This window comes from Trinickia terrae (genome assembly GCF_005144415.1).
GTDB lineage: Bacteria > Pseudomonadota > Gammaproteobacteria > Burkholderiales > Burkholderiaceae > Trinickia_A > Trinickia_A terrae.
Genome location: NZ_SWJE01000003.1, coordinates 26,620 through 48,337, shown reverse-complemented (window position 1 = coordinate 48,337; position 21,718 = coordinate 26,620). Strand labels below are relative to the sequence as shown.

The window sequence follows — 21,718 nt, the reverse complement described above, 5'->3', positions numbered from 1 at the left end:
GTCAGCCGGTCTGCTTCATCCGGTATTCGGCGCTCCTGGCGTGCGCCTGCAGCCCTTCGCCGTACGCGAGTTCCGCGGCGATCTCGCCAAGCGTCTGCGCGCCCTCGGCGCTGACTTCGATCACGCTCGAACGCTTGAAGAAATCATAGACGCCGAGCGGCGACGAAAAACGCGCCGTGCGCGAAGTCGGCAGCACGTGGTTCGGACCCGCGCAATAGTCGCCGAGGCTTTCGCTCGTGTAGCGGCCGAGGAAGATCGCGCCCGCGTGGCGGATCTCGCGCGCCCATTGCTGCGGATCCAGAGCGGAGATCTCCAGGTGCTCGGGCGCGATGTCGTTGGCGATCGCGCAGGCTTCGGCCATGTCGCGCACCCTGATCAGCGCGCCGCGGCCTTCGAGCGACTGCTGGATCACGTCGCGGCGCGGCATCGCCGGCAGGAGTTCGTTGATCGCCTCTTCGACGCGAGCGATGAACGCATCGTCCGGGCACAGCAGGATCGATTGCGCGAGCTCGTCGTGCTCGGCCTGCGAGAACAGGTCCATCGCGACCCAGCGCGGATCGGTCGTGCCGTCGCAGATCACGAGGATTTCCGACGGCCCGGCGATCATGTCGATGCCGACCGTGCCGAACACGCGGCGCTTCGCCGACGCGACGTAGGCGTTGCCCGGGCCGCAGATCTTGTCGACTTGCGGAATCGCGTCGGTGCCATACGCGAGCGCGCCGACCGCTTGCGCGCCGCCGATCGTGAACACCCGATCGACGCCGCCCAGCAGCGCCGCCGCGAGCACGAGCTCGTTCTTCACGCCGTCGGGCGTCGGCACAACCATGACGATCTCGCGCACGCCGGCGACGCGCGCCGGGATCGCGTTCATCAGCACCGACGACGGATACGCCGCCTTGCCGCCCGGCACGTAGATGCCGGCGCGATCGAGCGGCGTCACCTTCTGGCCGAGCACCGTGCCGTCGGCTTCCGTGTACTGCCAGCTATGGCTGCCGCATTCGATCTTCTGCTTCTCGTGATACGCGCGCACGCGCGCCGCCGCCGCTTCGAGCGCCGCGCGGCGCTTCGGCTCGAGCCCTTCGAGCGCCGCTTCCAGCTCGGCATGCGGCAGCTCGAGCGCCGCGACGCTCGCCGCCTGCAGGCGATCGAAGCGGTTCGTGTAGTCGAGCACGGCCGCGTCGCCGCGCGCCTTCACGTCGGCCAGGATCTCGGCGACCGAGCGCTCGATCGCTTCATCCTCGCTCGCCTCGAACGCGAGCACCGCGCGCAGCGCCGCCTGGAAACCGCCGGTGCTGGAGTCGAGTTTGCGAATCTTGAGAGACATGCTGATATCCGTTTCGGTAAGGCGCGCCCGATTGAGCGTCAGGCCGCCACCAAGCCGGCGCGCGATGCGCGTTCGAACGCATCGAGAAACGGCTTGAGCGCGGCGCGCTTCAGCTTCAGCGCGGCCTGGTTCACGACGAGGCGCGACGAGATCTGCATGATCTCCTCGACCTCGACAAGGTTGTTGGCGCGCAGCGTGCCGCCCGAGCTGACCAGGTCGACGATCGCATCGGCGAGGCCGACGAGCGGCGCGAGCTCCATCGAGCCGTACAGCTTGATGAGGTCGACGTGGACGCCCTTGGCGGCGAAGTGCTCGCGCGCGGTCTGCACGTACTTGGTGGCGACGCGCAGGCGCGCGCCCTGGCGCACCGCGTTCGCGTAGTCGAAGCCCGCCTTCACAGCCACCGACATCCGGCAGCGTGCGATGTTCAGGTCGATCGGCTGGTAGAGGCCGCTGCCGCCGTGCTCGAGCAACACATCCTTGCCCGCCACGCCGAAATCGGCCGCGCCGTATTCGACGTAGGTCGGCACGTCGGTCGCGCGCACGATGATGACGCGCAGGTTCGCATCGGTCGTCGGCAGGATCAGCTTGCGCGACGTTTCAGGGTCTTCCGCGACCTGCACGCCCGCCGCCTGCAAGAGCGGCACGGTCTCCTCGAAGATGCGGCCCTTCGAGAGCGCGAGCGTCAGCGGCGCGTTCGTCGGACTCATGCCTGGCTCCCCGACACGCGCCGAACCTTCGCGCCGACGCCGGTCAGCTTCGTCTCCATCTGCTCGTAGCCGCGATCGAGGTGGTAGATGCGGTCGACCAGCGTTTCGCCGTCGGCGCACAGGCCCGCGATCACGAGGCTCGCCGACGCGCGCAGGTCGGTCGCCATCACCTTCGCGCCCGACAGCCGCTCGACGCCGGTCACGAGCGCCGTTTTGCCGTCGATCGTGATATTCGCGCCGAGGCGGTTCAGCTCCTGCACGTGCATGAAGCGGTTCTCGAAGATCGTTTCGACGACTTGCGAGGTGCCTTCCGCGATCGCGTTGAGCGCCATGAACTGCGCTTGCATGTCGGTCGGGAACGCCGGGTATTCGGAGGTGCGGAAGCTCACCGCGCTCGGGCGCTGGCTCATGCGCACGCGCATCCAGTCGTCGCCCTCCTCGATCGTCACGCCCGCTTCGCGCAGCTTCATCGTCACCGCTTCGAGCGTCGTCGGACGCACGCGGCGCAACGTGACGTCGCCGCCCGCCGCCGCGACCGCGCACAGGAACGTGCCCGCTTCGATGCGGTCGGGAACCACGGTGTGCGTCGCGCCGTGCAGCTTGTCGACGCCCTGGATCACGAGGCGGTCGGTGCCGATGCCGTCGATCTTCGCCCCCATCGCCACGAGCAGGTGGGCGAGGTCGCCCACTTCCGGCTCACGCGCGGCGTTCTCGATCACGGTCTCGCCCTCGGCGAGCACCGCGGCCATCAGCAGGTTCTCGGTGCCGGTGACGGTGACCATGTCCGTCACGATGCGCGCACCCTTCAGGCGCTTCGCGCGCGCCTCGACGAAGCCGTGCTCGATGTTGATCTCGGCGCCCATCGCCTGCAGGCCCTTGATGTGCTGATCGACGGGACGCGCGCCGATCGCGCAGCCGCCCGGCAGCGACACCTTCGCCTCGCCAAAGCGCGCGACGAGCGGCCCCAGCACGAGGATCGACGCGCGCATCGTCTTCACGAGCTCGTACGGCGCGACGAGGTTGTCGACCTTCGAGGCGTCGAGCAGCACACGGCCCGCGGCGGATTCGGCACGCACGCCCATCTGGCTGAGCAGCTTGAGCGTGGTGCGCACGTCCTGCAGGTCGGGCACGTTGTCGAGATGGACCGGGTCGGCCGTCAAGAGGCCGGCGCACAGAATCGGCAGCGCCGCATTCTTCGCTCCCGACACGCCGATTTCTCCTGCGAGCCGCTGACCGCCTTCGATCACGAATTTGTCCATGCCTGGTCCTTGGGGTGCCCGATCAGCGGCCGGGTTTGCCGTCGCGGCGCCGCTCGCGGCGTCGCGGGAGTCTTGAGTAATGCGCACTAGCTTTCCAGTTGCAGATTATGCGGGTTGCCATTCGGCGGGCGTCAGCGTTTTCATGCTGAGCGCGTGGATTTCTTCACGCATGCGCTCGCCGAGCGCCGCGTAGACGAGTTGATGCCGTTGGATCAGCCGCTTGCCTTCGAACGCATCGGAGACGATGGTCGCGAAGAAATGCTGGCCGTCGCCTTCGACTTCGAGGTGCTGGCACGCGAGGCCGGCTTCGATGTATTGCTTGACCTGTTCGGGAGTCGGCAACATGGAATGCTCCTTCTCTATGACGCTATTCAGTGACGCAGCTTGTAGCCGGACGCGAGCAGCCGCATCGCGATCACAGCCAGCACCACGAAGAAACCGCCGACGATCGCGAGGCTCACTAGCGGATCGATATCCGACAGCCCGAAGAACCCGAAGCGAAAGCCGTCGATCATGTAGAAAAACGGATTGAGCCGCGACACCTCGCGCCACACGGGCGGCAGCGTATGCGTCGAATAGAACACGCCCGAGAGGAACGTGAGCGGCATGATCAGGAAGTTCTGGAACGCGGCGAGCTGGTCGAACTTCTCGGCCCAGATGCCGGCGATGAGCCCCAGCGTGCCGAGAATCGCCGAGCCGAGCACCGCGAACGCAATGATGTAGAGCGGCGCCGCGAAGCTCATCGGAACGAACCAGATCGTCACGACGAACACACCGAGCCCGACGCTGAGCCCGCGCACGACCGCGGCCAGCACGTAGGCGCTGAACATCTCCCAATGCCCGAGCGGCGGCAGCAGCACGAACACGAGGTTGCCGGTGATCTTCGATTGGATCAGCGACGACGAGCTGTTGGCGAACGCGTTCTGCAGCACGCTCATCATCACGAGGCCGGGGATCAGGAAGCTCGTGTACTCGACGCCGGGGTAGACCTCGACATGCCCGGAGAGCGCGTGGCCGAAGATCGTCAGGTAGAGCAGCGCGGTGACGACGGGCGCCAGCACCGTCTGGAACGACACCTTCCAGAAGCGCAGGATTTCTTTGTAGAACAGCGTACGGAAACCGCTCATGCAAGCCCCTCGACCACTTCCGGCCCGTTCATGACCTGCACGAAGACATCTTCGAGATCGGCCTTGCGGACTTCGATTTCTTCGAACGTGCAGCCGGCGGCGCGGCATTGCGCGAGGATGCGCTCGACGTCGTCATAGCTCGTCAAGCGCAAGAGGTACTGACGCGCGCCGGCCGCGGCCGGATCGACCTCGAGGCCGCGCAGCTCGGCCGGCAGGACGCCCGTCGCGAAACGGATGAAAAGCTGCATGCCGGCGAAGCGCTGCAACAGCGCGCTCGTGCGTTCGAGCGCCACGACCTCGCCCCGCCGCAGCATCGCGATGCGGTCGCACAGAGATTCGGCTTCTTCGAGGTAGTGCGTGGTCAGCACGATCGTGTGGCCTTCGCGGTTCAGGCGCGAGATGAACTTCCAGAGCGTCTGCCTCAATTCGACGTCGACGCCGGCCGTGGGCTCGTCGAGCACGATCACGGGCGGCCGGTGCACGAGCGCCTGCGCGACCAGCACGCGGCGCTTCATCCCGCCCGAGAGCGCGCGCATGTTCGCGTCGGCCTTCTCGGTGAGATCGAGGTTCGCCATCACTTCGTCGATCCAGTCGTCGTTGCGATTGAGGCCGAAGTAGCCCGACTGGATGCGCAGCGTCTCCCGCACCGTGAAGAAAGGATCGAACACGAGCTCCTGCGGCACGACGCCGAGCGCGCGCCGCGCGCGGCGGAAATCGCTGACGACATCGTGTCCGCGCACCGCGATGCTGCCTTCGTCGGCGCGCGCGAGACCGGCCAGGATGCTGATGAGCGTCGTTTTGCCCGCGCCGTTCGGTCCGAGCAGGCCGAAAAACTCGCCGTCCTCGACTGAAAAGCTGACGCCCTTGAGCGCTTGCAGATCCTTGTAGCGCTTCTTGACGTTACGGATTTCTATGGCTGACATGGGTATGCGCGGCCCGAGCGGCGGCGCCTATCAGGTGCGAACAGGTGAAAGCGGGAACGGAATTGGGGCCGGTTGAATGCCCCAAAAAACGTTTGATTATAGGACAAGTCGGCCGAAGCCGGCTTTTGCCGCCGAGACCGCGAAGCCGCGCTCGCGGCGGCAAGCGGGCGTCAAAGCGGGCGTCAAAGCGGCGCAGGAGCGGTGTCGAGCGAGGGTCGATGCCGGGCCGACAGCAGGGTGTCGACGCCGTAGGCTTGCGCGAGACTCGCAAGGCCGGCAGGAAGATTGACGATATCGAGAACCGTGCCGCGCGCCTGCGCGGCGCGCTGCCACGCGAGCAGGACGGCGAGCGCGGAGGAATCGAATTGCGTGAGCGGCGCGCAATCGACGCCGGCCGCGCCGCCGCCGATCTCATTGAGCCCCGCCGCAAGCGCCGCCTTCGCGCTCGCGTGGGTCAGCGTCGTGCCCGTACTGAAGCGGCTCACGATGCTTGCTTGCCTGCGGCAAGCTGCTGGTTGCGCTGCGTGAGGAACTGGATCAGCCCGTCGACGCCGCTTTGCTGAATCTTCTCGTTGAACTGCTGCTGATACGTCTGGATCAGCCACGCGCCGAGCACGTTCAGGTCGTAGACACGCCAGCCTTGCGGCGTCTTGTACAGGCGATAGTCGAGCTCGATCGGCTGGCCGCTGCCCATCACGACCGAGCGCACGACGACGTCGGTGTCGTCGGGATTCGCGCGGAACGGCTTGTACTGGATCTGTTGATCGCGCACTTGCGAGAGCGCGCCGGCGTAGGTGCGGATCAGCAGCATCTTGAACTGCTCGACCAGTTGGTCCTGCTGCTGCGGCGTCGCCGTGCGCCAGGCGCGGCCCGTGGCGAGCATCGTCGTGCGGCGAAAATCGATGTAGGGCAGGATCTTCTCGTTGACGAGCTGCGTCACGCGGTTGATGTCGCCGTTCTTGATCGTCGGATCGGACTTGATGGTGTCGAGGACCTGCTGCGTGACGGTCTTGACCATGCCGTCAGGCGAGTTGGTATCGACGGTTTGCGCGAACGCCACGCCACCGAAGGAAAAAAACGCGGTGAAGAGAGAAATCAGGAAAAATTTTTTCATCATCTGCCTTGGATGAATAAGAATGCTAGCGTTGGAGCCCCCAGCTTGGCGTGAGTTCAGCGGTTTGCCTAGCGCGAAACGGTGAATTTTGTCTCGAACTGTTACCTGCGCATTATCCGCGTCTCACGCCGAGGTTGCTTGCCGGTCACGGCAAGTGCAGGTGCAGCGACGGTACGCCCTGCGACGGCGGCACGTACTGCTGCGCTGGCACTTGCTGAGCCCCCCCGTCCGGGCCACCGGGCGTTGCCGGCGTGGTCGCCTCGACACCCGAAGCGCCCGATGCGGCTGCCGCCGGCACCGCGTTTGCCGCCCCGGCGCTCGACGCGGCCTGTGCGGCAGCCGCCCCCGAAGCCGGGGCTGCCGCCGCGGCGCCTTCTGCGCCGTAATTCGGCAGCGACTGGTCGTAGTTCGGCAAGGCCGCATTGGCATTGCCGTCCGAGATCAGGTACTGGCGGCGCTGCAAATACGCATTACGGATGAACGAGTATTTGTCCAGCGCGGCGCCGCTCAGCACGTCGCCGGTCTGCAGCAGGTTGGCGCGCGTGTTGATCAGGTTCACGCCGTACAGCGCCCAGCTGACCGACGACGGCTCGACGTACGTTAACGGGTTGCCGAAGTAGTCCCCGATCAGCCCGACCGCATCGCGCGCAGTGCTCGGGCCGAACAGCGGCAGCACGAGGTACGGGCCCGGCGGCACGCCGTAGTGGCCGAGCGTCAAGCCCATGTCGGCCGTGTGCTTCGGCAGCTTGGCGAGCGTCGCGACGTCGAACAGGCCGCCCACGCCGAACACCGTGTTGATCGTGAAGCGCATGATGTCGCCGACGCCGTCGGCGATCTTCAATTGCAACAGGTTGTTCGCCGCGATGTAGACATCGCCGATGTTCGAGAAGAAGTTCGTGACGCTCGTGCGCACCGGCTGCGGCACCGCCCATTGATAGCCCTTCGCGGCCGGCTTGAGCGCGTAGGTATCGACGGTGTCGTTGAACGTGAACACCGTGCGGTTGAAGCCCTCGAATGGGTCACCCTTCGTCGGCGTCTGCACGGTCGCGCAGCCGGCCAAAGCGGCTACCGCGAGCGCGAGCGCCGCGTTTCTGATGCATGTGGTTTGCATTTCTTGTTCTCCTGAAACTGGCTCGCCAGCCCTAGCCCCCGGCGCCCGACGCAGGCGCCGGCGCCGGAGCGGCGGCAGGCGCGGACGATGCCGGGGACTTCGACGCACCCGAATCCGCTGCCTTGCTATATAAAAACTGTCCGATGACGTTCTCGAGCACGATAGCCGATTGAGTCATCGAAATCGTGTCGCCGGACTTCAGCATTTCGCTGTCGCCGCCCGGATCGAGGCCGATGTACTGCTCGCCGAGCAGGCCCGCCGTGAGGATCTTCGCCGACGTGTCCTTCGGGAAAGGGTACTGCTTGTCGATGTCAATTGTGACGAGCGCCTGGTAGGTGTTCGTGTCGAAGCCGATCGATGCGACCCGGCCGACCACCACGCCCGCGCTCTTCACCGGCGCACGCGCCTTGAGCCCGCCGATGTTGTCGAACTTGAGCTTGACGGGATAGGTCGCCTGGAACGACAGCGAGCTCATGTTGCCGGCCTTCAGCGCGAGGAACAGCACCGCGATAAAGCCCAGCACCACGAACAGGCCGACCCAGAAGTCGAGAGCATTCTTTTTCATCGTCATCCCAATAGAAACCATGGCTGCGGCATCCGGCGGACGCTGCGCGCTTCGAAGCGCCGCTCGTTCCACCCGCACGCCGGCTTAGCTGAACATCAAGGCCGTCAGCAGGAAATCGAGTCCGAGCACGGCCAGCGACGCGTAGACGACCGTCTTGGTCGTCGCGCGCGAGACGCCTTCCGGCGTCGGCTTGGCTTCGTAGCCCTGGAAGAGCGCGACGAACGTCACCGCGAAACCGAACACGATGCTCTTGATAACGCCGTTGCCGACATCGCGCCAGACGTCCACCCCGCCCTGCATCTGCGACCAGAACGAACCCGAGTCGACGCCGATCATGATCACGCCGACCACGTAGCCGCCGAAGATGCCGACCGCGCTGAAGATCGCAGCGAGGATCGGCATCGAGATGATCCCGGCCCACATGCGTGGAGCGATGACGTTCTTGAGCGGATCGACGGCCATCATTTCGAGCGCCGTCAGCTGCTCGCCCGCCTTCATGAGGCCGATCTCGGCGGTCAGCGACGTGCCCGCGCGGCCCGCGAACAGGAGCGCGGTGACGACCGGCCCGAGCTCGCGCACGAGCGACAGCGCGACCAGGAGGCCCAGCGCCTGCTCGGAGCCGTAGCGGTTGAGCGTGTAATACCCCTGCAGGCCAAGCACGAAGCCGACGAACAGGCCCGAGACCGCGATGATCACTAGCGAATAGTTACCGACGAAGTGGATCTGCTTTGTGACAAGGCGCGGCCGGCGCAGGAGCGGGAAGAACTCGAGCACGAGGCGCACGAACATGCGCGTCGCGTACCCGGCCTGCTCGAGGCCGCCAGTCACCCAGCGTCCGATAGCGCTGATCATGCGTGCCCTCCGCCAACGCCGAAATCCGCCGCCAGCGACGTTTGAGTGGGGTAGTGAAACTTGAATGGACCGTCTGGGGCGGCGTCGATGAACTGGCGCACCGTCGGGTCGGTCGATTCGCGCAATTGCGCCGGCGTGCCTTCCGCGAGCACGGCGCCGTTGGCGAGGAAGTAGACATAGTCGGCGATCGCGAACGATTCCGGGACGTCGTGCGTGACGAGGATCGAGGTCGCGCCGAGCGCCTGGTTCAGCGTGCGGATCAGGTTCGCCGTGATGCCGAGCGAGATCGGATCGAGGCCGGCGAACGGCTCGTCGTACATCATGAGTTCGGGATCGAGCGCGATCGCCCGGGCGAGCGCCACGCGCCGCGCCATGCCACCCGAGATCTCGGACGGCGCGAGATCGCGCGCGCCGCGCAGGCCGACGGCGTTGAGCTTCATCAGGACGAGGTCGCGGATCAGCTCTTCGGGAAGGTCGGTGTGCTCGTGCAGCGCGAAGGCGACGTTCTCGAACACCGACATGTCGGTGAAGAGCGCGCCGAACTGGAACAGCATGCCCATCTTGCGGCGCAGCGCGTAGAGGCCTTCGCGCGTCTGCGCGCCGACGTTCTGGCCCTGGAACAGCACCTCGCCGCGGCGCGCACGCACGAGGCCGCCGATCAGCCGCAGCACCGTGGTCTTGCCGCAACCGGAACCGCCCATGACCGCCACCACCTGGCCGCGCGCAAAGCGCATGTTCAGGTTCGACAGGACGAGCCGGCCGTTGTTGTAGCCGAAGTCGACGTTGCGAAGCTCGAGAAGGGTCTCGGATGGGGAAGGCACGTAGCTGACAGTCCTTTTACGCGGAAGGCGAATTATAGGGCCTTCGCGCAATTGTTGCCGCTGCGCGCCCCTACCGTTTAACCGGAATCATGACAATCGATTATTACGTGAATTTTTGCTGCAACGCAACGACGGCCACGGCGGGGTCGGCGGCTTCCGTGACGGCCCGTACGACCGCCGCGCTGCCTACGCCCGTCGCCAGCACGTCGGTCAGCACGTCGCCGCCGATGCCGCCGATCGCGACCAGCGGCACCACGCCGTCGAAGAGCCGCACGTAGCGTGCGAGCCGCGCGAGGCCCTGCGGGGCGGTCGGCATCACCTTCGTGGTGGTCGGGAACACCGCGCCAAGCGCGATGTAGCTGGGCCGGAAGTGAAGCGCGGTCAGCATCTCGTAGTAGCCGTGCGTCGAGAGGCCGAGCCGCAGGCCAGCGGACGCGATAGCGCCCAGATCGGCGGTATGAACGTCTTCCTGGCCCAGATGCACGCCGTAGGCCCCTGCAGCGACCGCTTCACGCCAGTGGTCGTTGATGAAAACCTGTGCGTCGTGCTTGCGGCCCGCCGCGGCGCAGCGCGCGATTTCCGCGGCGAGCACGTCGGGCGACGCTTTTTTCAGGCGCAGCTGAGTCGTCTTGACGCCCATGTCCAGCACGCTCTCGACCCAGTCGGCGCTCGGCAGCACCGGGTAGAGCCCGAGCCGGTCGGGACATCGGCCGAACGGTGTCTCGGGCGCGGCGGGCAGTCCGCGGATGCGCGGAAAGCGGGCCAGATCGGTTGGCCATGCGTCGTCGGCGCGCGTTTCGTCGCCGTCGCGCCACGCGAGAGCGAGCACGAGCGCGTCATGCGGATCGAAGCCGCAGTCGAGGAAACCGGCGAGCGCGGCGAGCCAATCCTCGGCGAGCGCGCCTTCCAGCGCGTAACGGGCGCTGCCCAAGCGCAGCGTCGCGCCGCCCGCGGTGGCTTCGATGACGCCCGCGCCTTGCACGAGCCATGCGTCGCGGCTTCCGGCGTGGCCGGGCGCGTCGCCCTTCTCTTCTGCAATGACAATCAAGTCCCCGGCTTGCGGCTCATCGGGCGCGGTCAGGCAGATGCGCCAGCGCACCGTGGCGGCCGGCCAGTCGCCGAGCCTGGCGCGGATGCGCTCGGCCGCTTCGGTAAGTTCGTCGGCGGGCGGCCAGAATATTTCACGGTCAGAGAAAGAAAGCGTTTTCATACCGCATCTCCCGCGTGGTGCCAGAACGGCATGCCGACCACCGGCGTGCTGGCCTGCGCGCTATCGCGCTCGGCCATCGGCCCGGCCAACCAGGCGCTGCGCCCGGCCTCGACCGCCTGCGCAAAAGCGTGCGCCATCGCGCTCGGATGCGTCGCCTGCGACACCGCCGTGTTCAGAAGCACGCCGTCGAAGCCCCACTCCATCACTTGGCACGCGTGCGACGGCACGCCGAGCCCGGCATCGACGATCAGCGGCACGTCGGGCAGACGCTCGCGCAGCACGCGCAAGCCGTACGGATTGACGACGCCCTTGCCCGTGCCGATCGGCGCGCCCCACGGCATCAGCGCCTCGCAGCCCGCGTCGAGCAGGCGCCGGCCGATCACGAGATCCTCGGTGCAGTAAGGCAGCACCTTGAAGCCGTCCTTGACGAGCTTCGCCGCCGCTTCGACGAGACCGATCGGATCGGGCTGCAGCGTGTAGTCGTCGCCGATCAGCTCGAGCTTGATCCAGTCGGTTTCGAAGACTTCGCGCGCCATCTGCGCAGTCGTCACCGCCTCGGCGACGCTCTGGCAGCCGGCCGTGTTCGGCAGGAGCGGCACGCCGTGGCGCTTGAGCAGGTCGAAGAAGCCGGCTTCCGCGGTGTCCGCGTTCATCTGGCGGCGCAGCGCCACCGTGACCATGCCGGGCTTGGCTGCGGCGATCGAGTCGGACAGCGACTGCAGCGACGGATAACGCGACGTGCCGATCAGCACGCGGCTTGCGAAGGGGGTGCCGTACAGCGTGAGCGAGTCGGCGGCGAGGGAGGAAGTCATCGGAGAGTCCTTGGCTCAGGCGACGGGCCGCAACGGATCGAAGAAACGTCGATCCCGCGGCTGGTCAGACAGCAAATCGGGGCGAATCACAGCCAATCACGGCGATCTGCATCAGCCGCCGGCGACCGGTTGCACGACGTCGAGCTTGTCGCCCGCCTGCAGCGCGCGCATCGCGTGCTGAGCGCGCGCGACGAAATCGCCGTTCACCGCGACCGCGAACGGCGGACGCGCGCCGTAGGCGGCGAGCGCGTCGGCGACGCTCGCGCCTTCGGGCAGCGACAGCGGCTTTTGGTTGATCTGGATATCCATGGCTTTTTGAATCTGGCTAGGTGTCTGGTTCAGGCTTCGGCGCGCGGCATCGACCGCTCGCATTCTTCGTTCGATCCCCCAATCCCCCAAGGGGACTTCCTATGGGGCGGGGGACTGGCTTCGCCGCGCAGATGGAGCATCGGTGCCCAGCGCTCGTTCGCGCGCCACTCGGCGAAGGCGTCCGTGTCCGTGATGCGCCCCTCGAGCAGCGCGGCGGCGAGCCGCGCCGCGCACGCGCTCACCTCGGGCACGATCATGTAGCCATGCCGGTAGAGACCGTTCACCGACAGCGTCGCCGCACCGTCCCAGGTGATCGCCGGGCGATGGTCCGGCAGCGTCGGCCGGCACTGCGAATTGAGCTCGAGAATGCGCGCCTCGCCGAAGCTGGGATGCACGGAAAACGCGGCGCTCAGCAGCTCGAGCGCCGAGCGCACGCTGACGGGCGACATGTCCTCGCCTTCGATCTCGGTCGCGCCGATCACGTAGACGTCGTGCTCTTTCGGGGCGATGTAGAGCGGATAGCGCGGGTGCAAAAGCCGCACCGGCCGCGTGAGGCCGATGCCCGGCGCGTGGATGCGCGCCACCTCGCCGCGGATGCCGCGCAATGCGGGAAGCACCGGCTTCGCGCCCAAGCCGCGGCAGTCGATCGTGATGCGCGCGCGCGGCAATGCGCGATCGTCGACGCTCGTATTCCAATACGTCGTCACGCCGCGTTCGGCAAGGCCGGCCGCGAGCGCGGACAGCACCTGGCGATTGTCGAGCTGCCCTTCGCGCGGCAGCAGCAGGCCCTGCTGGAAGCGTCCGGAGAGCGCCGGCTCGGCTTCGTCGACTTGCGCGCCGCGCAGTGCGAGGAAGCCGCCTTCGATGAGCGCCGCCGGCGCGTTCGCGCGCACGCGCCGCTCGAACAGCGACGCCTCGGCGCGATCCGCGTGATGCCAGACGACGAGCGTGCCGTTGCGCTGAAAGTAGACCGGCTCGGGAAGCTCGGCGAGCAGCGCCGGCCATGCATCGAGCGACGCGGCGCCCAGCTCGGTGATCAACAGCTCGGCGCTTGCCGCTTCGGCGAGTGGTGCAAGCATCGCTGCCGCGACCCAGGCGGCCGCGCCTGAGCCCGCTGCATCACCGCGCTCGTAAAGCGCAACGCGATGCCCCGCGCCCGCCAGGCGCCAGGCAAGCAGACGCCCGCACAGCCCGCCGCCAAGCACGGCGAAATCCGGCTGCCCATCGTGCCGATCGGCATCCTGTGAAGTAACAACTGAAGAATGAGCGCTCATCGGATCGATCCTTTCTGTACGGCAACGCGCGCGTACCCAAGGACGAAACCGGCGGGTTAGGCCGGCCGGGCGCTTCTCGTCGTCCGAATGGCGGACGCGGCCCGGCGGGAATCGAAATCCAATGGAAATCGGAGGACTTCCGGAAACTTCCCGCGCCGGTATTACCCGGATCGGGTGCAAAGGGTCTCTCTCAGCCTCACCGCGGTATTGCCGTACGCCCGCATGCAAAGCACCCCTGTTTCGTCGTCGGCCATTAGACCATAAAAGGCGAAACAGCGGCAAACGGGAATGTCCCGCCCCCTCCCGCCCAGGTCAAGAAAACGGCTCGCCACAGCGGATTTTCCGTCGCTGTGAGAGGTACATCACACCAGTGGCGCATTCGAAATCGCGCTTTTTTAAGACAGGGGCCACTGTCTGGCACAATGCCGTGAACGCAGACGCGCTCTCGATTTCGGCGCCATCCGCCTTTCGTTTGCCCGCCTGCCAGGACCGTTAAGACTCGTTTAAGAGGCTCACGCAACAATCAGACGTTTCGCGCCGATCCACGTGGCACGCGTCGCTTTTCGCCGTGAGCCGGCACTTCATCGGGATGCTCATGAATCCAACCCTCTCCAAGACCTCGCCGGACAACGTGCCGCGAGAGTCGAACCAGATCTCCGCGTGGAGCCTGATCAAGCCCTTTTGGGTGTCCGAAGAATGGAAGGTCGCGTGGGGGCTGCTCGTTGCGATCATCGCGATGAATCTGACCGTCGTGTGGATCAACGTCCGCCTCAACAAGTGGAACGCGGATTTCTACAACGCCCTGCAATCGAAAGACGTCCAGCACTTTCCGCATCTGCTGATGGTTTTCACGATGCTCGCGTTCGCGTTCATCATCCTCGCCGTGTATGGCCGCTACCTGCGCCAGATGCTCGGCTTCCGCTGGCGCCAGTGGCTCACCAACAAGTACCTGAAGGAATGGCTCGGCGACCGCACGTTCTACCGCATCGAGCGCGACCGCCTCGCCGACAACCCCGACCAGCGGATCACCGAAGACCTCGACTCGCTCGCGACCACGACGCTCGCGCTATCCATCGACTTGCTGTCGACGGTCGTCACGCTCGTGTCGTTCATCACGATCCTGTGGTCGCTCGCCGGCGCCCTCTCCCTGACGCTAGGCGGCACGCCGATCACGATTCCCGGCTACATGGTGTGGGCGGCGGCGCTCTACGCATTGCTCGGCTCGTTCGTGATCCATAAAGTCGGCCATCCGCTCGTGTCGATCAACTACCAGCAACAGCGCGTCGAAGCAGACTTCCGTTTCGGCCTGGTCCGCGTGCGCGAGAACTCCGAGCAGATCGCCTTCTATCAAGGCATGACGACCGAGACCACGCACGCCAGAAACGCCTTCCAGCGCATCCGACAGAACTTCTGGCTCATCATGAAGTACACGAAGCGGCTCACCTTCGTGCTCAGCTTCTACGGACAAATCGCCATCATTTTCCCGATTGTCGTCGCTTCACCGCGCTACTTCGCCGGCGCGTTCACCTTCGGCGTGCTGATGCAGATCTCCTCGGCGTTCGGCACCGTCAGCGATTCGTTCTCCTGGTTCATGAACAGCTACTCGACGCTCGTCGGCTGGCGCGCCACCGTCAACCGTCTGCGCGAGTTCCGGCGCGTGATGGGCGCGACGCACCTCAAGGAATCCGTGCTGCCCGCCACCGAGCACGGCGGCATCAACCTCCACTACGTCGATTCGAACGCGCTCACCACCGAGGACCTGAAGCTCGCGCTGCCCAACGGCACCGCGCTGACGACGATCGGCAGCGTCGCCATCAAGCCGGGCTCGCGCTGGCTCGTGCGCGGACCGTCGGGCTCGGGCAAGAGCACGCTGATGCGTGCGCTCGCGGGCCTCTGGCCGTTCGGCGACGGGGCAATCGATGCGCCCGTCGACGCACTCATGATGTTCATCCCGCAGCAGAGCTATCTGCCGATCGGCACGCTGAAGGCGGCGCTCGCCTATCCCTCGTCCGCCGACACCTTCAGCGACGAGGAATGCCGCGAGGCGCTGCGGGTCTGCCGCCTCGAAGGCTACGCCGATCGCCTCGCCGAATCCGCGCACTGGCAGCGCGTGATGTCGCCCGGCGAGCAGCAGCGCCTCGCCGGCGCGCGCGCGCTGCTGCACAAGCCCGACTACCTGTTCCTCGACGAAGCGACGAGCGCGCTCGATGCGGAAAACGAGGCGCGTCTCTATCACCTCTTCAACGAGCGGCTGCCGAAGGCGGCGATCGTGAGCATCGCGCACCGCGAATCGCTCGCGGCGTTCCATGACGAAACGCTCGAGATCGAGCGCACCGGCGAGCGCGCAATCGCATGAACGCGCCAGGAGGCCCCGCGGGAGAGCGCCCGCTCGCCGAAGCCGCGGTTGAAGCCCGCGGCGCCTCCGCGTTCGACCGCGTCGCGCTGATCACGGGCGCCGGCTCCGGCATCGGCGCGGCGCTCGCCCGGCAGATCGCCGCGCCACGCGTCGGGCTGATGCTGCATGCACGCGGCGCCGACGCCGAGTCGCGCAAGCGCCTCGACACGGTGGCGTCGCAATGCGCGGAGCTCGGCGCGACCTGCGCCACGGTCCACGGCGATCTCGCCGAGCGCGGCGCGCCGGAGCACATCGTCCACACCGCGCTCGCGAAATTCGGCGCGCTCGACCAGCTCGTCGCCAACGCGGGGCATGCGCAGCGCCAGACGCTCGCCTCGCTCGACGCCGACACGCTCGCCGAATCGTTCGCCTCGATGCCGGGCGCTTTCGCGGCGCTAGTGAAGCGCGCGGCAGCGGCGCTCGAAACCTCGAGCTGCGCGCGCGTGGTCGCGGTCAGCTCGTTCGTCGCGCACCGCTATCGCGCGGACGCGCCGTTTGCCGCGACCGCCGCCGCGAAGGCCGCGCTCGAGTCGCTCGTCAAGACGGCCGCGGCCGAGCTCGCGCCGCACGGCGTCACCGTGAACTGCGTCGCGCCCGGCTATACGCGCAAGGATCACGGGCCGTCACCCGAGAACGCCGCCGTCTGGGCGCACGCGGAGCAGGCCACGCCGCTCTCGCGCATCGCCGACCCAGCCGACGTCGCCGCGCTGATCGCGTTCCTGCTTTCCGACGCGGCGCGTCATATCACCGGCCAGGTGATTCACGTCGACGGCGGGCTCACGCTCGGCTGAACGTCGCGCCAATCCGGCACCCGACCATTCCCGCCGTAGTTGCGCGCGCAACCATTGCCGGCTGCGCGCGCCTGCCGCTCGCTTTTTGTCCACTGGCAGGCCCGTCTACCCCCGCCGTAAAATACCTGCCACCCGAGGCGGGTCTCCTTCGCACCCGCTCCATAAGGAGGAGACCTACTCCATGCGGTCATTCCAATGGTTCGCCGAACTCTCGACACGTGAGCGACGCACGCTCTACGCCGGGTTCGGCGGTTATGCGGTCGACGCGTTCGACTTCATGATCTACTCGTTCCTGATCCCCGCGCTGATCGCGGCCTGGGGCATGACGAAGAGCGAAGCGGGAATGATCGCGACCAGCTCGCTGATCTCGTCGGCGGTTGGCGGCTGGCTCGCCGGCATCCTCGCCGATCGCCACGGCCGGGTGCGCGTGCTGCAGTGGACGATCGCCACCTTCGCCCTCTTCACCTGCCTGTCCGGCTTCACGAACTCGTTCGGGCAGTTGCTCGTCACGCGCACGCTGCAAGGGATCGGCTTCGGCGGAGAATGGTCGGTCGTCACGATCATGATGGCCGAGACGATTCGCTCGCCCGAGCATCGCGCGAAAGCGGTCGGCACCGTGCAAAGCAGCTGGTCGTTCGGCTGGGCCGCGGCGGCCATCCTCTATTGGGCGTTCTTCGCGCTCTTGCCCGAGCAATACGCGTGGCGCACCTGCTTCTGGATCGGCATCGCGCCGGCGCTGTGGATTCTCTACATCCGCCGCAACGTGAGCGATCCCGACATCTATATGGCCACGCGCCGCGCGCGCGACGCCGGCCTCGACACCTCGCACTTCCTCGAGATCTTCGCGGGGCCGCACCTGAGAGCGACGATCCTCGGAAGCGCGCTGTGCACCGGGATGCTCGGCGGCTACTACGCGATCACCACGTGGCTGCCCACCTACCTGAAAACCGTGCGCCATCTGTCGGTGTTCAATACGAGCGGCTACCTCGTGGTACTGATCGCCGGCTCGTTCTGCGGCTACATCGTAGGCGCAATCCTCTCGGACAAGATCGGCCGCCGCGCATCGTTCATCCTGTTCGCGCTCGGCTCGTTCGTGCTCGGCATGACCTATACGATGCTGCCGATCACCGATAGCGCGATGCTGCTGCTCGGCTTTCCGCTCGGCATCGTCGTGCAGGGAATCTTTGCGGGCGTCGGCGCGTATCTGTCGGAGCTGTATCCGAACTCGATCCGCGGCTCGGGGCAGGGCTTCTGCTACAACCTCGGGCGCGGGCTGGGCTCGTTCTTCCCGATCTTGGTCGGGGTGCTCTCGCAATCGATGACGCTCGTCAAGGCGATCGGGTTCGTCGCCGGCGGCGGCTACCTGCTCGTGATCGTCGCGGCGTTGGCGCTGCCGGAGACACGCGGCAAGTCGCTCGCGGTGGTGCCCGAGCCTGCGCCTTGAGGTAGCTCAAGGCCGCGCCTCGCCCAAGCTTCACCACGTAATCCAATCATGCAAACGATAGTCCTCGGCGGCGGCGTAATCGGCGTCGCCACCGCGTTTTACTTGCGCGAACGAGGCTGCGACGTCACCGTCGTCGAACGCGAGCCGGACGTCGCGCTCGCCACGAGCTTCGGCAACGCGGGCGTCATCGCGCCCGGCTATGTGACGCCGTGGGCCGCGCCCGGCATGCCGGCGAAGATCCTCAAGTACCTGTTCAAGCCGGCGTCACCGCTCATCTTCCGGCCCACGCTCGACGCCGCGCAATGGCGCTGGATCGCGCGCTGGCTGCGCGAATGCGATCTCGCACGCTTTCGGGTGAACAAGGAGCGGATGCAGCGCGTCGCGTACTACAGCCGCGCGTGCCTCCACGCGTTTCGCAGCCGGCACTCGTTCGACTACCGCCGCAGCCAAGGCTACTTGCAGCTCTTTCGCAGCGAGTTCGACGTCGAGCTCGCACAGCCCTCGCTCGCCGTGCTGCGCGACGCAGGCATCGCGCATCGCGAAGTCAGCGGCGCCGAATGCGTGCAGATCGAGCCGGGATTGCGCTGGGCCAGGCAAGCGCCGTACGCGGGCCTCTATCTGCCCGACGACGAAGCCGGCGATTGCGCGGCCTTTACGCGCGAGCTGCGCACCGTCTGCGAGGCGAACGGCGTGCGGTTTCGCTTCGACACGCACGTGCGCGCGCTCGACGTGCAAGGCGGCAAGGTGCGCGGCGTGCGGATCCAAGACCGGCAAGGCGCTCAACAGACGCTCGCGGCCGATGCAGCCGTGACCGCGCTCGGCGTCGACAGCGCGGATCTGCTTGCGTCACTCGGCGTCAAGGTTCCGCTCTATCCGGTGAAGGGCTATTCGGCGACGCTGCCCGTCGTCGACGACGAAAAAGCGCCGCGCGCCGCGCTAATGGACGAATCGTTGAAGACGGCGATCACGCGCTTCGGCCCGAACCTGCGCATCGCGGGCACGGCGGAGCTCGGCGACCACCGCGCAACGCTGCGCGAACAGGCGCTGCAAACGCTGATGAAGGTGCTCGACGACTGGTTCCCGCACGCGGCGAAACCGTCGACAGCGCAATTCTGGGTCGGCCGCCGGCCGATGACGCCCGATGGCGCGCCGCTCGTCGGCCCGTGCGGCATCGACGGGCTGTGGCTGAACCTCGGCCATGGCTCGACGGGATGGGCGATGTCGATGGGTTCGGGCAAGGTGGTCGCGGATCTCGTCACGGGCGCGAAGCCGGAGATCGATCTCGACGGGCTGACGTTGGCGCGGTATCGCGCGTAGGGGCAGGCCCCGGCATTCGAGCGGCGCGGTGAATCACGCTTGCGCCCGCTGCTGCGTGCTGCGGCGCCTCAGTCCCCCGGCAGCGCGGCAACAGCCAGCTGGCTATAACGCGCCCCGTGCCGTGCAAGCGTGCTCGAGTACAGCGCGAGCGTGTCGAAGCGGACCGTCAGGCCCGCCACCGGCACCGGTAATTCGCAAAGCGCCGAAGCATCGCGCGGAAACCGCGCGAGCGTGATGTGCGGACGGAACGCGCGGTCATCCATTGGCAGCTCCAGCTTCTCCAGCACCGCCTTGAGACGCGCGGCGAGCGCGAACAACGCCTCGGATTTCGCCAGCACCGCCACCGTCAGCCGCGGATGCGCCGGCCCCGGCCAGTGCTCGATGCGCTCCGGGCGAAACGCCGGCAGCGCCTCGGCAAGCGACGGTAGCTCATAGCCAAGAAGCCCGCCCTTGCATGCGGAAATCGTGCCCAGGAACGCGACCGTCAGATGCAGCTGATCGACCGGCACGCGCCGCGCGATCGGCGGAGAAGGGAGCGCGGAGAGCATCGTGCGGGTTGCCGCGTCGGGTGCGAGTGCGATGAAGCAGCGTTGCCAGTCGTCGTCCACAGGCGCCTCCGTTCGTCCGTCCGCTGCGCACGGTCAGCCCGGCGCACCAGTCGCGCGCGATCCTCCTACTGTACTGCGCCGGCACCTCCCATGCAGTCGCCAGATGTGACGAGGCCGGGTCGCCCTCGCGGACGCCCGGCCTTCGTTACCGCTTTATCGTGCTACTTCGCGTCTCCACCCAGCCCTGCAACCTGAACCGGCGGGCGTCCCCAAGAACGCCTCGCCTTGCTTACACGGCAACGCGCGCCGCGAATCAGCGCGGCAAATCCGACTGCCCCATCAGGTAAGCATCGACCGAACGCGCGCACTGGCGGCCTTCGCGAATCGCCCAGACGACGAGCGACTGGCCGCGGCGCATGTCACCTGCGGTGAACACGCCGTCGACCGACGTGTAGTACGCGCGATCGCCCTCGGTCGAAGCGCGCACGTTTCCGCGCGGGTCCTTGTCGACGCCAAACGCCTCGAGCACCGGCGAAACCGGCTGCGTGAAGCCCATCGCGAGCAGCACGAGATCGGCCTTCATCTCGAACTCGGAGCCCGGCACTTCCTGCATCTTGCCGTCCTTCCACTCGACGCGCGCCGCGATCAGCTTGTCGACCTTGCCGTTCTTGCCTTCGAAGCGCTTGGTCGCCACCGACCAGTCGCGCTCGCAGCCTTCCTCGTGCGAGGACGACGTGCGCAGCTTGATCGGCCAGTACGGCCACACGAGCGGCTTGTTCTCTTCCTCGGGCGGCTGCGGCAGCAGCTCGAACTGAGTAACGCTCTTCGCGCCGTGGCGGTTCGACGTGCCGACGCAATCCGAGCCCGTATCGCCGCCGCCGATCACGACGACGTGCTTGCCCTTCGCGAGCAACTGGTCGGGGACCTTGTCGCCGGCGTTGACCTTGTTCTGCTGCGGCAGGAACTCCATGGCGTAATGGATGCCCGCGAGCTCACGGCCCGGCGCCGGCAGGTCGCGCGGCGTTTCCGAGCCGCCCGCGATCACGACGGCGTCGAACTGCTCTTTCAGCTCGGCCGGCGTGATGGTTTCCTTGGCCGTGTTGCCGATGTGCGCGGGAAGCGGATCCTTGCCGACGAACACGCTCGCACGGAACGTCACGCCTTCGGCCTCCATCTGGCGCATGCGGCGGTCGATCAGCCACTTCTCGAGCTTGAAGTCGGGGATGCCGTAGCGCAGCAGGCCGCCGATGCGGTCGTTCTTCTCGAACACCGTCACGTCATGCCCGGCGCGCGCGAGCTGCTGCGCGACGGCGAGACCCGCGGGGCCGGAGCCGACCACGGCGACCTTCTTGCCCGTCTTGTGCTTCGGCGGCTGCGGCGCGACCCAGCCTTCGGCCCACGCTTTGTCGATGATCGCGTGCTCGATCGACTTGATGCCGACCGGGTCCGCATTGATGCCGAGCGTGCACGCCGCTTCGCACGGCGCCGGGCAGATGCGGCCCGTGAACTCGGGGAAGTTGTTGGTGGAATGCAGAACTTCGATCGCGTGCTTCCAATCCTGATGGAACACCAGATCGTTGAAGTCCGGAATGATGTTGTTGACCGGGCAGCCGTTGTTGCAGAACGGAATGCCGCAGTCCATGCAACGCGCGCCCTGGATCTTCGCTTCGTCGTCGGCCAGCGCCGACACGAATTCCTTGTAGTGCTTCACTCGCGTGAGCGGTACTTCATACGCCTCGTGGCGGCGTTCGTACTCGAGAAAACCGGTTGCCTTGCCCATGGGGTTCTCATCTATCTCTGTATCGGTAAGGG

At 66.8% G+C, this 21,718-nt stretch carries 22 protein-coding genes and 1 riboswitch; of the genes, 4 read left to right on the top strand and 18 right to left on the bottom strand.

Features of this window, described 5'->3' with window-relative positions; genetic code table 11:
- Position 1 precedes the first annotated feature (1 nt).
- The 16 genes from hisD to FAZ69_RS05350 form a co-directional block, all read right to left on the bottom strand.
- The gene (gene hisD / locus FAZ69_RS05425; RefSeq protein ID WP_136892936.1) at positions 2-1,324 is read right to left on the bottom strand and encodes a histidinol dehydrogenase; all 1,323 of its coding nucleotides are present in this window, start codon (positions 1,322-1,324) and stop codon (positions 2-4) included.
- A 38-nt stretch (positions 1,325-1,362) separates the two neighbouring features.
- Complete coding sequence (hisG, locus tag FAZ69_RS05420; protein WP_136892935.1) at positions 1,363-2,034, bottom strand: ATP phosphoribosyltransferase; 672 nt, start codon at positions 2,032-2,034, stop codon at positions 1,363-1,365.
- Positions 2,031-3,293: a UDP-N-acetylglucosamine 1-carboxyvinyltransferase gene (murA, locus tag FAZ69_RS05415; protein ID WP_439654749.1), complete on the bottom strand. Its 1,263-nt coding sequence runs from the start codon at positions 3,291-3,293 to the stop codon at positions 2,031-2,033. Before murA ends, hisG begins: the two co-directional genes overlap by 4 nt.
- A 105-nt stretch (positions 3,294-3,398) precedes the next feature.
- Positions 3,399-3,638, bottom strand: a complete 240-nt coding sequence (locus FAZ69_RS05410) for a BolA family protein (protein ID WP_136892933.1) — start codon at positions 3,636-3,638, stop codon at positions 3,399-3,401.
- A gap of 26 nt (positions 3,639-3,664) precedes the next feature.
- On the bottom strand, positions 3,665-4,420 hold the full coding sequence (locus tag FAZ69_RS05405; protein ID WP_136892932.1) for an ABC transporter permease: 756 nt from the start codon (positions 4,418-4,420) through the stop codon (positions 3,665-3,667).
- A complete protein-coding gene (locus FAZ69_RS05400) occupies positions 4,417-5,343 on the bottom strand; it encodes an ABC transporter ATP-binding protein (protein ID WP_136892931.1) in 927 nt (308 codons plus the stop codon). Before FAZ69_RS05400 ends, FAZ69_RS05405 begins: the two co-directional genes overlap by 4 nt.
- 182 nt (positions 5,344-5,525) lie before the next feature.
- Positions 5,526-5,831: an STAS domain-containing protein gene (locus FAZ69_RS05395; protein ID WP_439654752.1), complete on the bottom strand. Its 306-nt coding sequence runs from the start codon at positions 5,829-5,831 to the stop codon at positions 5,526-5,528.
- Entirely contained in the window at positions 5,825-6,457 is a 633-nt protein-coding gene (locus FAZ69_RS05390; RefSeq protein WP_136892929.1) for an MlaC/ttg2D family ABC transporter substrate-binding protein, read from the bottom strand. The genes FAZ69_RS05395 and FAZ69_RS05390 overlap by 7 nt, the downstream gene beginning before the upstream one ends.
- 145 nt (positions 6,458-6,602) lie before the next feature.
- Entirely contained in the window at positions 6,603-7,568 is a 966-nt protein-coding gene (locus FAZ69_RS05385) for an MlaA family lipoprotein (RefSeq protein ID WP_136892928.1), read from the bottom strand.
- A gap of 31 nt (positions 7,569-7,599) precedes the next feature.
- Positions 7,600-8,133 (bottom strand): outer membrane lipid asymmetry maintenance protein MlaD, encoded by a 534-nt coding sequence (mlaD, locus tag FAZ69_RS05380; RefSeq protein ID WP_136892927.1) that lies wholly within the window; start codon positions 8,131-8,133, stop codon positions 7,600-7,602.
- Between the two features lie 84 nt (positions 8,134-8,217).
- On the bottom strand, positions 8,218-8,985 hold the full coding sequence (mlaE, locus tag FAZ69_RS05375) for a lipid asymmetry maintenance ABC transporter permease subunit MlaE (RefSeq protein WP_136892926.1): 768 nt from the start codon (positions 8,983-8,985) through the stop codon (positions 8,218-8,220).
- A complete protein-coding gene (locus FAZ69_RS05370) occupies positions 8,982-9,806 on the bottom strand; it encodes an ABC transporter ATP-binding protein (protein WP_136892925.1) in 825 nt (274 codons plus the stop codon). Before FAZ69_RS05370 ends, mlaE begins: the two co-directional genes overlap by 4 nt.
- A gap of 103 nt (positions 9,807-9,909) precedes the next feature.
- On the bottom strand, positions 9,910-11,016 hold the full coding sequence (thiE, locus tag FAZ69_RS05365) for a thiamine phosphate synthase (RefSeq protein ID WP_136892924.1): 1,107 nt from the start codon (positions 11,014-11,016) through the stop codon (positions 9,910-9,912).
- A complete protein-coding gene (locus tag FAZ69_RS05360) occupies positions 11,013-11,828 on the bottom strand; it encodes a thiazole synthase (protein ID WP_136892923.1) in 816 nt (271 codons plus the stop codon). Before FAZ69_RS05360 ends, thiE begins: the two co-directional genes overlap by 4 nt.
- A 111-nt stretch (positions 11,829-11,939) precedes the next feature.
- Complete coding sequence (gene thiS / locus FAZ69_RS05355; protein WP_136892922.1) at positions 11,940-12,137, bottom strand: sulfur carrier protein ThiS; 198 nt, start codon at positions 12,135-12,137, stop codon at positions 11,940-11,942.
- A gap of 29 nt (positions 12,138-12,166) precedes the next feature.
- Positions 12,167-13,411 carry an FAD-dependent oxidoreductase gene (locus FAZ69_RS05350; protein ID WP_136892921.1) on the bottom strand — a complete coding sequence of 415 codons (1,245 nt, stop codon included), beginning with the start codon at positions 13,409-13,411 and terminating at the stop codon, positions 12,167-12,169.
- A 130-nt stretch (positions 13,412-13,541) separates the two neighbouring features.
- Positions 13,542-13,658: riboswitch (TPP riboswitch) on the bottom strand.
- A gap of 348 nt (positions 13,659-14,006) precedes the next feature.
- Here FAZ69_RS05350 and FAZ69_RS05345 point away from each other — a divergent pair.
- The 4 genes from FAZ69_RS05345 to FAZ69_RS05330 all read left to right on the top strand — a co-directional run bounded on the left by FAZ69_RS05345 (position 14,007) and on the right by FAZ69_RS05330 (position 19,358).
- Positions 14,007-15,767, top strand: a complete 1,761-nt coding sequence (locus FAZ69_RS05345; RefSeq protein ID WP_136892920.1) for an ABC transporter ATP-binding protein/permease — start codon at positions 14,007-14,009, stop codon at positions 15,765-15,767.
- A complete protein-coding gene (locus FAZ69_RS05340; RefSeq protein WP_136892919.1) occupies positions 15,764-16,597 on the top strand; it encodes an SDR family NAD(P)-dependent oxidoreductase in 834 nt (277 codons plus the stop codon). The genes FAZ69_RS05345 and FAZ69_RS05340 overlap by 4 nt, the downstream gene beginning before the upstream one ends.
- A 181-nt stretch (positions 16,598-16,778) precedes the next feature.
- The gene (locus FAZ69_RS05335; RefSeq protein WP_136892918.1) at positions 16,779-18,041 is read left to right on the top strand and encodes an MFS transporter; all 1,263 of its coding nucleotides are present in this window, start codon (positions 16,779-16,781) and stop codon (positions 18,039-18,041) included.
- 48 nt (positions 18,042-18,089) lie between these two features.
- Entirely contained in the window at positions 18,090-19,358 is a 1,269-nt protein-coding gene (locus FAZ69_RS05330) for a D-amino acid dehydrogenase (protein ID WP_136892917.1), read from the top strand.
- A 68-nt stretch (positions 19,359-19,426) separates the two neighbouring features.
- On the opposite strand, the gene thpR is transcribed toward FAZ69_RS05330, so the two are convergent.
- The gene (gene thpR, locus FAZ69_RS05325; protein WP_255451515.1) at positions 19,427-19,966 is read right to left on the bottom strand and encodes an RNA 2',3'-cyclic phosphodiesterase; all 540 of its coding nucleotides are present in this window, start codon (positions 19,964-19,966) and stop codon (positions 19,427-19,429) included.
- Positions 19,967-20,219: 253 nt separating this feature from the next.
- Positions 20,220-21,686, bottom strand: coding sequence for a glutamate synthase subunit beta (locus FAZ69_RS05320; RefSeq protein WP_136892916.1), 1,467 nt, complete (start codon positions 21,684-21,686; stop codon positions 20,220-20,222).
- Positions 21,687-21,718: the final 32 nt, after the last annotated feature.

What these genes read in the sequence shown, in the direction of transcription:
- FAZ69_RS05360 (WP_136892923.1), bottom strand. Translation starts at nt 11,828, where the DNA reads ATGACTTCCTCCCTCGCCGCCGACTCGCTCACGCTGTACGGCACCCCC.
- mlaE (WP_136892926.1), bottom strand. Translation starts at nt 8,985, where the DNA reads ATGATCAGCGCTATCGGACGCTGGGTGACTGGCGGCCTCGAGCAGGCC.
- FAZ69_RS05410 (WP_136892933.1), bottom strand. Translation starts at nt 3,638, where the DNA reads ATGTTGCCGACTCCCGAACAGGTCAAGCAATACATCGAAGCCGGCCTC.
- FAZ69_RS05400 (WP_136892931.1), bottom strand. Translation starts at nt 5,343, where the DNA reads ATGTCAGCCATAGAAATCCGTAACGTCAAGAAGCGCTACAAGGATCTG.
- FAZ69_RS05340 (WP_136892919.1), top strand. Translation starts at nt 15,764, where the DNA reads ATGAACGCGCCAGGAGGCCCCGCGGGAGAGCGCCCGCTCGCCGAAGCC.
- murA (WP_439654749.1), bottom strand. Translation starts at nt 3,293, where the DNA reads ATGGACAAATTCGTGATCGAAGGCGGTCAGCGGCTCGCAGGAGAAATC.
- FAZ69_RS05320 (WP_136892916.1), bottom strand. Translation starts at nt 21,686, where the DNA reads ATGGGCAAGGCAACCGGTTTTCTCGAGTACGAACGCCGCCACGAGGCG.
- FAZ69_RS05385 (WP_136892928.1), bottom strand. Translation starts at nt 7,568, where the DNA reads ATGCAAACCACATGCATCAGAAACGCGGCGCTCGCGCTCGCGGTAGCC.
- thiE (WP_136892924.1), bottom strand. Translation starts at nt 11,016, where the DNA reads ATGAAAACGCTTTCTTTCTCTGACCGTGAAATATTCTGGCCGCCCGCC.
- FAZ69_RS05350 (WP_136892921.1), bottom strand. Translation starts at nt 13,411, where the DNA reads ATGAGCGCTCATTCTTCAGTTGTTACTTCACAGGATGCCGATCGGCAC.
- FAZ69_RS05335 (WP_136892918.1), top strand. Translation starts at nt 16,779, where the DNA reads ATGCGGTCATTCCAATGGTTCGCCGAACTCTCGACACGTGAGCGACGC.
- hisG (WP_136892935.1), bottom strand. Translation starts at nt 2,034, where the DNA reads ATGAGTCCGACGAACGCGCCGCTGACGCTCGCGCTCTCGAAGGGCCGC.
- FAZ69_RS05330 (WP_136892917.1), top strand. Translation starts at nt 18,090, where the DNA reads ATGCAAACGATAGTCCTCGGCGGCGGCGTAATCGGCGTCGCCACCGCG.
- FAZ69_RS05390 (WP_136892929.1), bottom strand. Translation starts at nt 6,457, where the DNA reads ATGAAAAAATTTTTCCTGATTTCTCTCTTCACCGCGTTTTTTTCCTTC.
- FAZ69_RS05345 (WP_136892920.1), top strand. Translation starts at nt 14,007, where the DNA reads ATGAATCCAACCCTCTCCAAGACCTCGCCGGACAACGTGCCGCGAGAG.
- FAZ69_RS05405 (WP_136892932.1), bottom strand. Translation starts at nt 4,420, where the DNA reads ATGAGCGGTTTCCGTACGCTGTTCTACAAAGAAATCCTGCGCTTCTGG.
- mlaD (WP_136892927.1), bottom strand. Translation starts at nt 8,133, where the DNA reads ATGAAAAAGAATGCTCTCGACTTCTGGGTCGGCCTGTTCGTGGTGCTG.
- thiS (WP_136892922.1), bottom strand. Translation starts at nt 12,137, where the DNA reads ATGGATATCCAGATCAACCAAAAGCCGCTGTCGCTGCCCGAAGGCGCG.
- hisD (WP_136892936.1), bottom strand. Translation starts at nt 1,324, where the DNA reads ATGTCTCTCAAGATTCGCAAACTCGACTCCAGCACCGGCGGTTTCCAG.